This is a genomic window from Giesbergeria giesbergeri (assembly GCF_054779375.1).
In genome coordinates this window covers 38,075-51,892 of the sequence record NZ_BAAGYJ010000008.1, presented here as the reverse complement: position 1 = coordinate 51,892, position 13,818 = coordinate 38,075, and the positions used below count along the sequence as shown (strand labels likewise).

The following is a 13,818-nucleotide window of genomic DNA, read 5'->3' as shown; positions in this document are numbered from 1 at the left end:
CGACTTCAGTGCTGGTGGCCGTGGGCACCATGCACATGGCGATGTGCAATCTCGGGGGCAGTAGCAGCCCGCACTTCAGTCACAGTGCAGTGAAAGCGCAACGCCTGCCCAGCCAGTGGGTGGTTGCCATCCAGATGCACTTCGGCCCCTTTGATTTTCACTACATTGAACACCCTGGGTTGGCCATCGGCCCCTGGGCCTTGCAACTGGCCGCCCACCTTCACCCCCGGCGGAAATTCGCTCTTGGCAATGGTGCGCACCAAAGACTCATCGCGCTCACCAAATGCATCGGCCACCGATAAATCCAGCGTGGTGCTAAAGCCGACGGCCTGCCCATCCAGCGCGGCTTCTACCTTGGGAAAAATACCCTCGTAGCCACCGTGCAGATACGCCAGCGTACCGTTGTCGAGGGGTTTACCTTGGGCGCTGGTCACTTGGTAGCGGAGCGTGACGGCAGTATCTGGAGCAATGAGCATGGTGCGCTTTCGTAGCGTTGCAGAAAAAAGGAAATGCCACGATTGTCCACCGTTGGCATGACCTTGCAGCCCAACCTGCCATCCCGAGTCTTGACGCAGCTATCTGCCGGTTGTATCGCCCACAGAGGCAGGGTGGGTGTAACCGATTGATTCCATGCAGTGGCTGTAGGGATAATATATTTCACACATTTTTAACAGATTGATACACTCATTCAGCCCGTGTCTATACAAGCTGTGCACAGGCTCTGCAATCCATGCGGGGGCAAAGCAGAATATGAAACCAGACTCCAGTTTTGAAGCCAAGGTGCTTGCAGCATTTACGGCCTTGGTGTTGGTGGTCGCAGTGCTTTCGGTCATCACCTGGAAGAGTGCTGATGACGCCACCCATGCAGTGCATCGGGTAGCACATACCCATGATGTGCTGAACCACATTGCGCACACCAGAAGCGACACCCTGCGGATCGAGCTGACCACGCAAAGTTTTCGGGTGTCTGGAGATCCCGCCCATCTGGTAGAGCGTGACGCCACGATTGCCCACCGTGAAGAGGTGCTGGCGCGTTTGGCCGTCTTGACCGCCGACAACGCCCCGCAACAAGATCGTTGGCAGCGGCTACGCACCGTGCTGAATGAACGGTTGCAAATTTCCCGACAGGTTGAATTACTGAGAAAAACCCAAGGCCAGACCGCTGCCGCTGCTTTTGTAGCCACTGCACCTTTGCGCGAGACGCGCGAGCGCACCTACCGCGTGCTGCATGAGATGGAAGCCGAGGAGACCCGGCTGTTGGCCCAGCGCAATGCTGAACAGGCGCGTACCCACCAAACCATGATTGCCTTTGGCCTGCTGGTCGCTGTGCTACTGGTAGTGTTGCTGACGGCCACCTACGTTTTGATTCGGCGGCAATTGCAGGCCACCAGGGCCAGCCAACAAGCACTGGCCCAAAGTGAAGAAAGCCTGTCCACCACATTGCACTCTATTGGTGATGCTGTGTTGGCTACCGATGTGGAAGGGCGCATCACCCGCATGAATCCAGTGGCCGAGCGGTTGACCGGATGGCCCTTGGATGAGGCCCGTGGTCGCCCTATTGACGAGGTGTTTTGCATTATCAATGAACAAACCCGGATACCAGCGGTCATTCCTGTGGCCCAGGTGCTGGCTACCGGCCAGATGCAAGATCTTGCCAACCACACCTCATTGATCAGCCGTGATGGCCGTGAATGGCCCATTGCAGACAGTGCGGCCCCTATACGCAATATGGCCGGAGAGCTAACCGGTGTGGTGCTGGTGTTTCGGGATGAGACCGTGGTGCGGCAAGCACAACGTACCATCCGTGAGCAAAACGAACAACTCGAACAGCGCGTACGCGAGCGTACCGCCCAATTGCACGAAAGTGAGGAGCACCTGCGCAGCGTGATCAGCAGTGTGCCTGCTCTGATTGCCTATGTGGATGCACAACAGCACTACGTCTATGTCAATCGCCAATACCAAGAACGCTTTGCCCCAGACCAGCCCGATATTGCGGGTTGCGCGGTGCGTGATATTTTGGGGCCAGCCCGCTATGCGATTGCAGCGCCCCTGATCCATCAGGTATTACAGGGGGAGGCCCAAAGCTACGACTGGCAACCCTTCCCCGGTGTCTGGCAGGTCATTAACTACCTGCCCAAGCGCGACCCCACCGCAGGCGTGGTGGGCTACTACGTGTTGGGCACGGACATCACCGAGCGCAAAAACGCAGAAGAAAAAATCAAAACGCTGAACACGGCCCTGGAACAGCATGTCCACCAACTTGAACATGTGAGCCGCGCACTCAAAACCCTGAGTGCTGGCAACCGCGCCATGTTGCGGGCCACCAACGAGCAGTCCTTGCTTGACAACATGTGCCAATCCATCGTCGAGGTGGGTGGTTATCACATGGCGATTGTGTGGTACTGCCAAGACGATGATGCCCAATCGCTGCGGCCAATGGCGCAAAGTGGCTTTGCCGGGGGCTTGGCCGAACTGCGCCAACTCCCACTCAGCTGGGCCGACAATGAACGGGGCCAAGGCGCTGCGGCCAGAGCCATCCGCACCGGCAAACCTGTGGTGATTGGGAACGTACACAGCCATCCGGGTTGTGTGCAGTTGTTGTCTTACTTGCACGACAAGGCATCAGCCCTCGCCTGCCCGCTGCACATGGGCGGGAAAATCATGGGCGCGCTGTCTATTTACCACACTGACCCGGATATTTTTGGTGCCGATGAGGTGGCGTTGCTGTCTGAATCGGCGGACGACTTGGCGTTTGGCATTGCCACACTGCGCGTGAGTGCCGAACAGCAAAAAAACCAAGAGGAAGTCAATCGCCTCATGCGCTACGACGCCCTGACTGGTTTGCCCAATGCCACCCAATTCACCGAGTGCCTTACTGCGGCCATTGCCACCGGACAGCATTCGGGCCAACCTTTTGCGGTGTTGCAAACCAACATTGAGCGCCTGAGCGAGATCAACGATGCGTTGGGCTTCCACCACGGCGATCAAATGTTGCGTGAGTTTGGCCTGCGGCTGCGCGCTGCCGCTCCAGCAACGGCGGTGGTGGCACGCCTGCGTGGGGACGAGTTTGCCGTGCTGTTGCCCAACAGTGACACCACTGCGGCAGTTGCCACGGTAGAAAGCCTCCAGCAGGCCATGGCCCAACCCTTTCCGCTGGCCGACATCTTCTTGGATGTCTCGGCCAAAACCGGGGTTGCGTTGTTTCCTGCACATGGCTGCACTACGCATGACTTGTACCGCCACATGGACATTGCGCTGCACCAAGCCAAAAAGAAAGAAGAAGACTACGTTGTTTTTGATGTCAGCCAGAACCGCGTCCGATCAAGCCACCTGAGTTTGGCCGGAGAACTGCGCCGGGCCATTGAGGGCGGACATCTTTCCTTGTATTTACAGCCCAAGGTCGAGATGACCACAGGCCGGGTTTGTGGGGCCGAGGGCTTGGTGCGCTGGAACCACGCCGAGCGCGGCCTGATCATGCCCAGCGAATTCATTGGCCTGTCTGAACATACCGGACTGATCAAGCCACTGACCGAGTGGGTGATTGAGACCAGTCTGCAACTGAATCGGGCATGGACACACAGCGGATGCAGCCTGCCAATTGCGGTCAACCTCTCAGCACGCAATCTGCGCGATGTGCACCTGCTAGAGAAAATCCTCCACTTGCAAACCCTGTCGGGTGTTGCCACGGGTTTGCTGGAGCTGGAGATTACCGAAAGCACCGTGATGGAGGACGCCGAATTTGCACTTCGGGTACTGCACGGCTTGCGCGATGCCGGCATTGCACTCTATATCGATGATTTTGGCACGGGATATTCCTCCCTGAGCTATTTGCAAAAGCTGCCGGTGGAGTACATCAAGATCGATCAGTCTTTTGTGCGCGATATGTCGGTCAATAAAGACTCTGCACTGATTGTGCGCTCCACCATCGATTTGGCCCACGATCTGGGCCGCAAAGTGGTGGCCGAAGGCGTAGAGACGCAAGAGCACTGGGAGCAACTGGCCGCATTTGGTTGTGATTTGGCCCAAGGTTATTGGCTTGCCAAACCCATGCCTGCCGATCAATTCCAAGGGTGGCTGGAGCAATTCCAGCCACCAGCCAGCAGCCAACGGGAGTGGTGGATATAAGCTTGCTCAGTGGTTGGACGGGGCCATCGTGGGCTGCAATGGCGGCGAATCCATACCACGCAAGCTCACGCCACCCGACTGGCGCATATTGCGATCGCCCAGCACCGGCTTGTTGTAGGCCGTGCCCAGCATTTGCCGCCACGGCTCTAGTTTGCTGCGCAGCTCGTCGGCGTTGATGATTTCAGCCTCGTAGCGTTGCAACACCCGCCAGGCAGTCTCAATCAGCTTGGCATTCAAACTGGCTACCCCTTGGGCCAACAAGGTTTCCACCGTCTTTTGTGGCTCACCATTGCGGCTGGGTGCCAAGGCCTGCTCCAACAAACGCAACACCTGGGTATTGCTGGCCGTCAGAATCTCCGACATCACTGGATGCTTCTTGGCAGCCCCTACCAGCAATTCGGCCATCGCCATCGAGGTGGCAAAACGCATGCCTAGAGTGCGCACCATGCCATCTACTTCGGATGGGGCAATATTGCGTGTGGACAGCAGGGCGAGCACCGACAACAAATTGCAGGCGGCCTCAAAGTCAAAATCGGGCTCCAAAATCGCTTTGGTCAACAATTCGAGTGCCTGCAAGGTTTCTGCTTCGCCCTGCTGCATACAGGCATCCAACACGCGCAGCGCCTGCACCATGCGTTGCAAACGCACCGACTCGGGATGGCGGTCGGTCATCTGTTGCAACTCTTGCAAAAAGCCGCGCACCTGCTTAGGTTCATCAATCTCAAAACGCTGCATACCCAGCAGCGCCAGCGTCTGACCATCAAACATTTTCGAGCCCAGCCCCAAACGCCGGGCGCGCTCCAGCAAGTTGAGCGCCTTCTCTTTATCGCCCAAATAAATAGCCAACATGCCGTGGCGCTGCAAACGGGCAATGGATGTGGGCGTGAGGTCGGTAGCGGCTTGGTGGGCCTTGAGCGCCTCTTCAAACTGCCCCATCTCCATCAAGGTGCGGGCCAAGTTATCGTAGGCATCGGCATAGCCGTGCTCTTCTTCGACCAGCTTTTCCAGCAGTGGTTTGGCCTTGTGGGCTTGGCCCATTTCCAACTGCACCCGCGCCAAGCCCAAACGCGCCCAAGAGGGGTTGTCAATGGCAATCACATCTTCGTACAGATGCTGTGCCTGCTCAAACTTAGCCAGCCGCAGCAATAGCTCGGCCCCCACACGGGCTGCAAACATGTGGTACTGCCCCCGTTCGTAAAAGCGCGTCAGGCACAGTTGCAAAGTACGCTCAAAGTCTTGGGTATCGATGGCTTGGTAAATGTCTTGCAGGGCCACCTTGCGCTTACGGGCCTGCGAGATACGCTCTTGCAACCGGGCTGCCGTAAAGGGCTTGAGCAGATAACAGTCCAGCATCGACTCGGCTGCTTCCGACACCTTGCTATACGATGCCTCAGAAGTCACCATCACAAAAATGGTGGCCAGCGGCAACATGCCTCCACGGCGCAAATCGTCCAGCAAGTCTTGCCCAGTGACAGACTCCTGCGGAAAGTTTTGCTCGCACAGCACGATATCGAAAGTTTGCGCCTCTAGGTGCTTGCGGGCATCACTGGCGCGCGAGACCTGTCGGATGGATTTAACGCCCAGCTCGCGCAACTGCGCGCCCATCACGCTACGGGTAGTGGTGTTGGCATCAGCAACCAAGGCCGTAGCCTGGCTGAAGTCATTGGTCAGGGATTTGGAAGGCCAGCTCATAGCCTCATTTTGCCCCGGTATGGGCCAGCATAGTGTGAATAAGAATGAATGGCATCATCCACCACGCCGTGCAGCGGTATACAGCCCCTGCACTTTGGGCACATTTTCTTCCAGTTCCCGGATGCGTTGCGGGCCACTGGGATGGGTGGATAGAAAGGCCAGCCCCCCTGTCTTGCCCCCGGTGGCCTGCCCCATCTTGCGCCACAAACTCACAGCAGCCGTGGGTACATAGGCCGCACGGGCGGCTATTTCCAGCCCGACCAGATCGGCATCACTCTCGTCGCTGCGGCTAAATTGCAACGTGAGCAACTGCCCCCCCAAGTTGGCAGCCAAAGTGCCCAAGTCACCCAGCCCCAGCAGTTGTGCCCCTAGGCGCAAGCCGATATTGGTGGCTTGGGTTTTGGCAATGCGTTCGCGGGCATGTTCACGCAGGGCATGGGCCATTTCATGGCCCATGACCATTGCGGCCTCATCGTCAGTCAGTTGCAGTTTGTCCAAAATGCCGGTGTAGAACGCAATCTTGCCGCCGGGCATACAGAAAGCATTGATCTGTGGGCTGGCAATCAAATGGACTTCCCAGCGCCAACTGCGCGCCCGTGGGTTCCACGGTGCCGTAAAAGGCAGCAGCCGTTGACCGATGGCCCGCAGGCGTTGCAATTGCGGATGGTGATCAGGTGCTAGTGCGCGTTGGGCGCGGGCCTGCGCCAACATTTGGCCGTATTGTTGGACTGCGGCAGCCTCCAGCGTGTCGGCGGGCACCAGCTTGCGCATGGCCGAGGCATTGCCCACATCCACCTGGGCCAAAGCTGGCGTGGCAACACTGGCCCCGGCTGCCAGCAAAAAGGCACGGCGTGGAGACCAAGGACTGTGGGCAGCCAAGGGGGGATGCAAAGAATCAGGGCAGAACAGGCACATGCGCCAATAATAGGCAAAAAGGACGCTTTCGATGTCAGACCACCCCGCAGCCACCCCTTCAGCCTCCCCTGCTGCGCATACTGCCCCCTCTGCCGCCCCTCTGCCTTGGCACCAAACTCTGCGGGTGTATCTGGAACCCGCCAGCCTGCGCATGTTGACCTTGGGCTTCAGTGCCGGGCTACCGCTGCTGCTGGTGCTGGGCACCTTGAGTTTTTGGCTGCGCGAGGCGGGCATAGACCGCACCACCATCGGTTATTTGAGCTGGGTAGGGCTGGCCTATGCCTTCAAGTGGGCTTGGTCGCCACTGGTCGATCGCCTGCCCCTGCCCCTGCTGACGCGCCGCTTAGGACGCCGCCGCAGTTGGCTGTTGCTGTCGCAGGGGTTGATCATGGCCGGGCTGGTGGGAATGGCATTCAACGATCCACAGCAAGCCTTGGAGCCTGTGGTTTGGTGTGCCTTGGCCGTGGCTTTCGGCTCGGCCACACAAGATATTGCCTTAGATGCGTTTCGTATCGAGTCTGCCGACACCAAACACCAAGCTGCCTTGGCTGCCACTTACCAAACCGGCTACCGGCTGGCCATGATTTGGGCCGGAGCCGGGGTGCTCTGGTTGGCGGCGCGGGCCCAAACACCCGATGCCAACGGCTACCAGCACCATGCTTGGCAAGTGGCCTATCTGGTCATGGCCGCCTCCATGCTGGTGGGCACTGTCACGGTGCTGCTATCGCGCGAGCCATTGCAAAGGCCATTGCCCCCGTCACGCAATGCCATAGAATGGCTGCGCGGGGCGCTGGTCGAGCCATTTGCTGATTTTTTGCGCCGCCACCGCTGGCAGGCTGTGTTGGTGCTGGCACTGATCGGCATTTACCGCATCAGCGATGTGGTGATGGGCATCATGGCCAACCCCTTTTATGTAGACATGGGCTACACCAAAGATGAGGTCGCAGCCGTTACCAAGGTGTTTGGCGTCATCATGACGCTGCTGGGTGCCTTTGTGGGCGGGGTGCTGTCGCTCAGGTGGGGGGTGATGCGGGTGCTGATGCTGGGTGCCATGCTGTCGGCAGCCAGCAACCTGTTGTTCGCTTGGCTGGGCACGCGCGGTCATGACCTGAGCGGGCTGGTCTGGGTGGTCAGTGCCGACAACCTGTCGGGCGGGATTGCCTCTGCCGCCTTTATTGCCTATTTGTCTGGGCTGACCAATGTGCAATATTCGGCCACGCAGTATGCGCTGTTCAGCTCCATGATGCTGCTGGCACCCAAATGGCTGGCGGGGTTTTCGGGACAGTTCGTCGATGCCCACGGCTACACCTCTTTTTTTGTGGGCACCGCCCTGCTGGGCGTACCAGTGTTGCTGCTGGTGGCGCTGGTCTCAAGGCTGCCTTTGACAGCCCCCCCCCGATAAACCTCCCCGCTGTCTCAGTTTTACCGCTGCTTTACCCAGGCTTCAACACTGGGGCATGTGCCAGGACCACCATATCACTGTTTTCTACCCTATTGCCACCGCCATGAATGCACAGTTGCTGATGATTGAAGACGATGCCCGCTTGGCCCAAATGGTGGGCGAATATTTAGGGCAGGCAGCCATGCAAATGACACACTGCGCCGACGGCCACAGTGGGCTGGCACAGTTGTCTGGCAGCACACGCCTGCCCGACCTGATCATCCTAGACCTGATGCTGCCAGACATGGACGGGCTGGACGTGTGCCGCGCCATCCGCAGCTTGCCAGGTGCAGCGGCACGGGTGCCCGTATTGATGCTCACGGCCAAAGGTGATCCGATGGACCGTGTGATTGGTCTGGAGTTGGGGGCCGATGACTACCTGCCCAAGCCGTTTGAGCCGCGTGAACTGCTGGCACGCATCCGTGCCATTCTGCGCCGACGCAGCGAAGGCCCAGCGCCCAGCACAGAACCCCTGCGCTTTGGCACACTGGAAATCGACCGGGATGCCCGTACCGTCATGGTGGCAGGCCAAGCCTGTGAGTTGACTTCCTACCAATTTGATCTGCTGGTGACGCTGGCCGAACGGGCTGGGCGGGTACTGACCCGCGAGCAAATCATGGAGGCCGTGCGTGGGCGTGAGCTAGAGGCCTTTGACCGCTCTATCGACGTCCACATGGGCCGCATTCGAGCGGCCATCGAGCAAGACGCCAAGAACCCGCGCCGCATCCTGACGGTACGGGGCGTAGGCTATGTCTTTGCCAAACAACAAGACTAAGGGCCAGGCCATGCCCCAACCATCGATGTCGCTGCTGCATCTGTTCTCGCAGCGCATGTACCTGCGCATTTGGTTGGCCGTGGTCAGCATGGTAGCCATACTGACCCTGCTGGTGGGTTGGGCTTGGCGTGTGGCAGCAGAGCACCACCTGCAAAACGCCACCCCAGTCACCCGCGATATTGTGCTGCGCGATACCCAAGGCGCGCTGGTCGGGCGCGGCGTCTCCCAACGCTTGCCAGGCCAGCCCCCAGTCTTTCAGTTGCAACTAGACAACGGCCAATCCTATCGGCTAGAGATGGCTCCACACCCCGGCCGCCCCTATCCACCGCCCCCCCCCGAGAAGGGCGCCGCCTTCTGGCTGCGCCCCCCCTTGGGTTTTGTCTGGATGCTGGGGGTGGTGGGCATCGCCGTTGCGCTGGGTGCCTTTCCAGTAGTGCGTCGGCTGCTGAAGCGGCTGGAGGTATTGCAGCGCAGTGTGCAGCGGTTTGGCGAAGGCAACCTGAGCATCCGAGTGCCTGTGCAAGGCCATGATGAGGTGGCCGACCTGTCACGCCAGTTCAATGCGGCAGCCAGTCGCATTGAGGCCTTGGTGCAATCGCATAAATCTCTGCTAGCCAATGCCTCCCACGAGTTGCGCTCTCCATTAACACGTATCCGCATGGGTCTGGAATTGATGGGCACTGGGCAACCAGCACCTGCTTTTCGGGCAGAAATCTTGCACAACATTGCCGAGCTGGATCAATTGGTCGATGAAATTCTGCTGGCCAGCCGCCTGGATGCGTTGGAAGCAGATATTGGCACGGTTGAATTGGTAGACCTGGTTGGGCTGGCTGCCGAAGAGTGTGCCCGCGTAGGGGCCGATCTGGAAGCCGGTAGTGACACCCTGGAGGTGGCCGGTGTCGCCAAACTGCTGCGCCGGGCACTGCGCAATCTGCTGGAAAACGCCCGCCGCTACAGCCAAGGCCAGATCACGGTAGTGCTGCACCGCGACGGCAACATGGCCGAGGTGCATGTCTGCGACCAAGGCCCAGGCGTGCCAGAGGCCTTGCGTGAGCGCATTTTTGAGCCTTTTTTTCGGCTGCCGGGGGCGAGCGAGCGGGCCGGTGGTGTAGGGCTAGGGTTGGCGCTGGTGCGCTCTATTGCAGCCCGCCACCAAGGCAGTGTGCATTGCCAAGGCCACGGCACGGGCACGGGCGCCGTGTTTGTACTGCGTCTGCCACTGCAAGCACCTTCCTTGCACTAGAACTAGGCTCAGCTCAGGCACATGCCAGTGCAACATCGGCCACTTCCACCCGGTTGCGGCCTGCCCGCTTGGCCGCATACATGGCCTGATCGGCCCGATCAATCAGCGCCTGTGCATCCTGCACCCCATCAGGAATGCACCCATAAACCCCCACGCTGATAGTGACAGCAATGGATTGCCCCTCCCAAGGCACCACCATCTGTTCAACGCTGTAACGCAGATGCTGGGCCAATGTGCGCGCCCCAGCCATCGGCGTGTCGGGTAACAGCACCAGAAACTCTTCACCGCCATAACGGCCCAGGGTATCTTGGGCGCGCAAACCAGATTGCAGGCGCTGTGCCACAGCCCTGAGCACCGCATCTCCGGCCAAATGGCCGTAGGTATCGTTGATGACCTTGAACTTGTCTATATCAGCCATCAACAATGACACCGGCCAGCGCCCTCGGGCAGCTTGGGCCAGCACATGCTGGAAGGTGTCAAGAAAGGCGCTGCGGTTGGGCACCCCGGTCAGTGCATCAAGCCGTGCATTTTGGCGAAACTCGGCATCGGCCCGCTCCTTGGTCATGAGCACATAACCCAAGGTCAAAAACACCAACCCGGCCAGCCCAGCAAAGTGCGTGAGCACCTGGGGCAGCTGCGAGAGCAGCAATTGATCAATCTGGCTCCAGCCCATGACCTGGCTCCACAGGCGCCCCAGATAAACCACCCCCATCAGGCTAGCGCCCAAGAGTAACAGCCAGCGCCCCCGCTCTAAAGGCCCAGTCTGGCAGCGAAAGACACTGGCAGCCACAATGCACCATTGCCCCAGCAACACCATGTCCACAGCAGGCACCCGCCACTGTGGTTGGTGCAAAAACCCCCAAGACAGCAGGGCCACCAGCCACACCGGCCCGGCCAACATCCACGGCGAGCAGCGCCGCTGGTGAAAATGCTCCAGTGCCAACAAGACCAAGGCGTACGAGAGCGACAGCAACACATTGCCCAGCCACAGCAGCCAAGGCATATCCAGCCAACCATGCAGCCCAAACAGCACAAACCCTAGCGCCAACAGCAGCAAACCCACGCCCCAGAGCGCCAATCCATCTGGGCGTGGCAAACGCCACCCAGACACCAAGACTGCCGATCCCATGGAACAAGCCACCACCACAATGGCCAATAACACGGTCGGCATATCAACGGGCATGGGCTTCGTCCTTTCCTCAGAGGCTGTTGAGCCAACAACCATATCCAATGGGCACCACATCTTAGGGGTTGTAGCACCGCCCCAAGCCGCAGAACAAGACCCTCTTCACCGCTCTGACACCAGCCCCGCCATTACCCACAGGTGGGCAACCGGGCAAGGCCCCACTACACCGCGCCCCACATCTCGGCCTCGCGCGCTTGCAAGGCCGCTAACACCAGCATCAACATGAACAGATAGAACATGTTGCCGCTGTTGTGCATCAAAAACGCCTGTGTGAGACCAAAACCAGCGTAAAGCATGGGCAAGGCCAACCCCGTCAACCGCAACGCCAAGGCCGTGGTGTCCAGCAAGCGGGCACCCCGACGCAAGCGCCTGCGTGTAGGCCAGAAAATCAACACGGGCACGACATACAACAACAGCAACGCCAGCACCCCCAGCAAGCCCCGCTTGGCCCACAGGTCTAGCACTTCATTGTGTCCATGATCAAACGCCAACACAAACGGGTGGGCTTGCCCAGCCGCCACGCGGCGCTGTTTTTCGGCAGCGTAGCCTGCACGGCCCCAGCCCGTCCAAGGACGATCTAAGCCCATCGCCCACGCCAGACGCCAGTGGTCTAGGCGCTGCCCCACAGAAGAGTCGGCTTTGCCATGTTGGAGGTAGTCTTGCACCTCGGTGTTGGCCTGCACCCACCGCTGATGCAACTGTGGCCCCTGCAAAGCCAGTGTGGCCAACAGGCCCAACACACACAGCACGGCCGCACGAACCAGCATGGGCCGGTAAGCCCAGCGCCACAACAGCCAGGCCCACAGAGGCAAAGTCAACAGCAGCGCCAACCACCCCCCCCGTGACAGAGACAGCAGCGAGCCCAGCAAGCCCAGCCCCATAGCTACCGCCAGCCCCACCGCCTGCCAAAAGCGCAAGGTTGCCCCCAATGCGCACCAAACCAGCGCGCATATCACCCCTAAGGTCAGGCTCAAATTGCCGTATTGGATGGCATTGGTAAACCCGGCTGCCCGCTCCATGTCTTGCACCACAATCTGGAACAGGGCCAGCAACCCACTGCCAATGGCCCCCAATGCGACCCCCCACCACAGGCTGCGCGGATGAGGAGGACAAGCCAACAGGTAAAACAGACAAGGCAAGGCCATCCAGTATTTGGCGGCCCGGTCAAGGTTGCGCAAACCACCAGGGCCATCCATATCCAACACCCAGACCAAGCCCATCAACGCAAAAGCCCCGGCCAGTGCGACAGCACGCCCTGCACCCGCCCCCAATGGACGGCGCCACCAAGTTGTCACCCCCAGCAGGCTGCACAACAACAAAAGCACGGCCCCCCAAGAGTAACCTGAGGGCAACCACAGGGCCAACCCCGGCACCATGAAGGCGCCCAAGGTAGACAGGCGCTGCCACAGCAAGCCATCCACTCTCAACGGCCAGCCCTGTCGGTCAAAATGTCACGGTCGTACAGCAGCGCGGCATAACGGAAAAAGGCTTCCAGCGCCACAAATAGGCAGTAGAGAAAACCCGCGCCACCGCACAAAAAGCCCAGCCGCACTACATACAAACGAATGAACATGGTGCTGGCGGCCAGCAAGCCACGCACCACCCCACCGCCCTGTTGACCTTGTGCGGCCCGCTTGGCAGCCCCCAGCGCCGCATACTGGGTCAGTTTTTCCAAACTGGCCCGTACACTCTGGCGCGAATGGTGCAGCAACGGTGTGTGCATCACCTGGCGTGGAACATGGGCATCACGCAGCAGCGCCTGTTCGTGTACCACCCCAGTCCAACCTTGGATCTGGTCGCGTTGGAACAAACGCTCGACCAGCGTATTGGCACGAAAATGGCGCAGCTCATGACCAAACGCCATCATGCGCCAGCGGATCTGCCAAACCGCCGTCGAGCCCGAACGCACAATCGCCTGCAATTCTTGCTGAAAATCTGCCGACATGATCTCGTCGGCATCCAGAAAGAACACATAGTCGCAGCGCGCATGTTGAAGCTGGCGCGTGCGCTGCACAGCAAAGCCTTGCCAATCGGCATGAATAAAGACTTCGGCTCCAGCAGCGCGGGCGCGCTCCACCGTGTCATCGGTGCTGCCACTATCAACCACCAACAACTGATCTGCCCAAGCAGCACTGCGCAGGCAGGCATCAATACAGCGGGCCTCGTTGTGCGTCAGCACCGCCACTGTCAGCGTGGGCACCGGCCCAGCATCAGCCACTGGCGATGGCATCAGTGGCCGTGGTGGACGTGCTCCCCCGCCTTCAGACGGTACACGGTGCCGCAATAGGGGCACTTGGCCTCACCCGTACGGGCCACATCCACATACACCTTAGGGTGGGTATTCCAGAGGGTCATACCAGCCTTGGGGTTAGGGCAGAAAACGCCGCCTTGGCCGTTCAGATCCTTGGCCAGCAGTTCAACAGCAGCTTGGGACATGGCAA

Annotated in this window: 11 protein-coding genes; 4 read left to right on the top strand and 7 right to left on the bottom strand. The window is 59.5% G+C overall.

Translation table 11 applies throughout. The annotated features are described in order from the left end of the window. Positions 1-5 precede the first annotated feature (5 nt). Positions 6-476: an FKBP-type peptidyl-prolyl cis-trans isomerase gene (locus ACYVB2_RS12360; protein ID WP_460536762.1), complete on the bottom strand. Its 471-nt coding sequence runs from the start codon at positions 474-476 to the stop codon at positions 6-8. 274 nt (positions 477-750) lie between these two features. Here ACYVB2_RS12360 and ACYVB2_RS12355 point away from each other — a divergent pair, with 274 nt between their 5' ends. After that, positions 751-4,125, top strand: coding sequence for an EAL domain-containing protein (locus ACYVB2_RS12355; RefSeq protein WP_382433444.1), 3,375 nt, complete (start codon positions 751-753; stop codon positions 4,123-4,125). A gap of 6 nt (positions 4,126-4,131) precedes the next feature. On the opposite strand, the gene ACYVB2_RS12350 is transcribed toward ACYVB2_RS12355, so the two are convergent. Continuing rightward, the gene (locus tag ACYVB2_RS12350) at positions 4,132-5,817 is read right to left on the bottom strand and encodes a response regulator (RefSeq protein WP_382433446.1); all 1,686 of its coding nucleotides are present in this window, start codon (positions 5,815-5,817) and stop codon (positions 4,132-4,134) included. 54 nt (positions 5,818-5,871) lie between these two features. Continuing rightward, complete coding sequence (locus tag ACYVB2_RS12345) at positions 5,872-6,732, bottom strand: M48 family metallopeptidase (RefSeq protein WP_382433448.1); 861 nt, start codon at positions 6,730-6,732, stop codon at positions 5,872-5,874. A gap of 31 nt (positions 6,733-6,763) precedes the next feature. Here ACYVB2_RS12345 and ACYVB2_RS12340 point away from each other — a divergent pair, with 31 nt between their 5' ends. From ACYVB2_RS12340 to ACYVB2_RS12330, 3 genes are all read left to right on the top strand, one after another. Further along, positions 6,764-8,134: an AmpG family muropeptide MFS transporter gene (locus ACYVB2_RS12340; RefSeq protein WP_382433450.1), complete on the top strand. Its 1,371-nt coding sequence runs from the start codon at positions 6,764-6,766 to the stop codon at positions 8,132-8,134. A gap of 103 nt (positions 8,135-8,237) precedes the next feature. Further along, the gene (locus tag ACYVB2_RS12335; RefSeq protein ID WP_382433452.1) at positions 8,238-8,948 is read left to right on the top strand and encodes a response regulator; all 711 of its coding nucleotides are present in this window, start codon (positions 8,238-8,240) and stop codon (positions 8,946-8,948) included. A 25-nt stretch (positions 8,949-8,973) separates the two neighbouring features. Then, positions 8,974-10,191 carry an ATP-binding protein gene (locus ACYVB2_RS12330; RefSeq protein ID WP_382433536.1) on the top strand — a complete coding sequence of 406 codons (1,218 nt, stop codon included), beginning with the start codon at positions 8,974-8,976 and terminating at the stop codon, positions 10,189-10,191. A gap of 13 nt (positions 10,192-10,204) precedes the next feature. Here the strand turns inward: ACYVB2_RS12330 and ACYVB2_RS12325 are convergent, their stop codons facing one another. The 4 genes from ACYVB2_RS12325 to ACYVB2_RS12310 form a co-directional block, all read right to left on the bottom strand. Beyond that, positions 10,205-11,374, bottom strand: coding sequence for a GGDEF domain-containing protein (locus ACYVB2_RS12325; protein ID WP_382433454.1), 1,170 nt, complete (start codon positions 11,372-11,374; stop codon positions 10,205-10,207). A 164-nt stretch (positions 11,375-11,538) separates the two neighbouring features. Continuing rightward, positions 11,539-12,798: an O-antigen ligase family protein gene (locus tag ACYVB2_RS12320; RefSeq protein ID WP_382433456.1), complete on the bottom strand. Its 1,260-nt coding sequence runs from the start codon at positions 12,796-12,798 to the stop codon at positions 11,539-11,541. Positions 12,799-12,800: 2 nt separating this feature from the next. Next, positions 12,801-13,607, bottom strand: a complete 807-nt coding sequence (locus tag ACYVB2_RS12315; protein ID WP_382433458.1) for a glycosyltransferase family 2 protein — start codon at positions 13,605-13,607, stop codon at positions 12,801-12,803. Beyond that, positions 13,607-13,813 (bottom strand): zinc-finger domain-containing protein, encoded by a 207-nt coding sequence (locus tag ACYVB2_RS12310; protein ID WP_382433460.1) that lies wholly within the window; start codon positions 13,811-13,813, stop codon positions 13,607-13,609. Before ACYVB2_RS12310 ends, ACYVB2_RS12315 begins: the two co-directional genes overlap by 1 nt. Between the last annotated feature and the right edge of the window lie 5 nt (positions 13,814-13,818).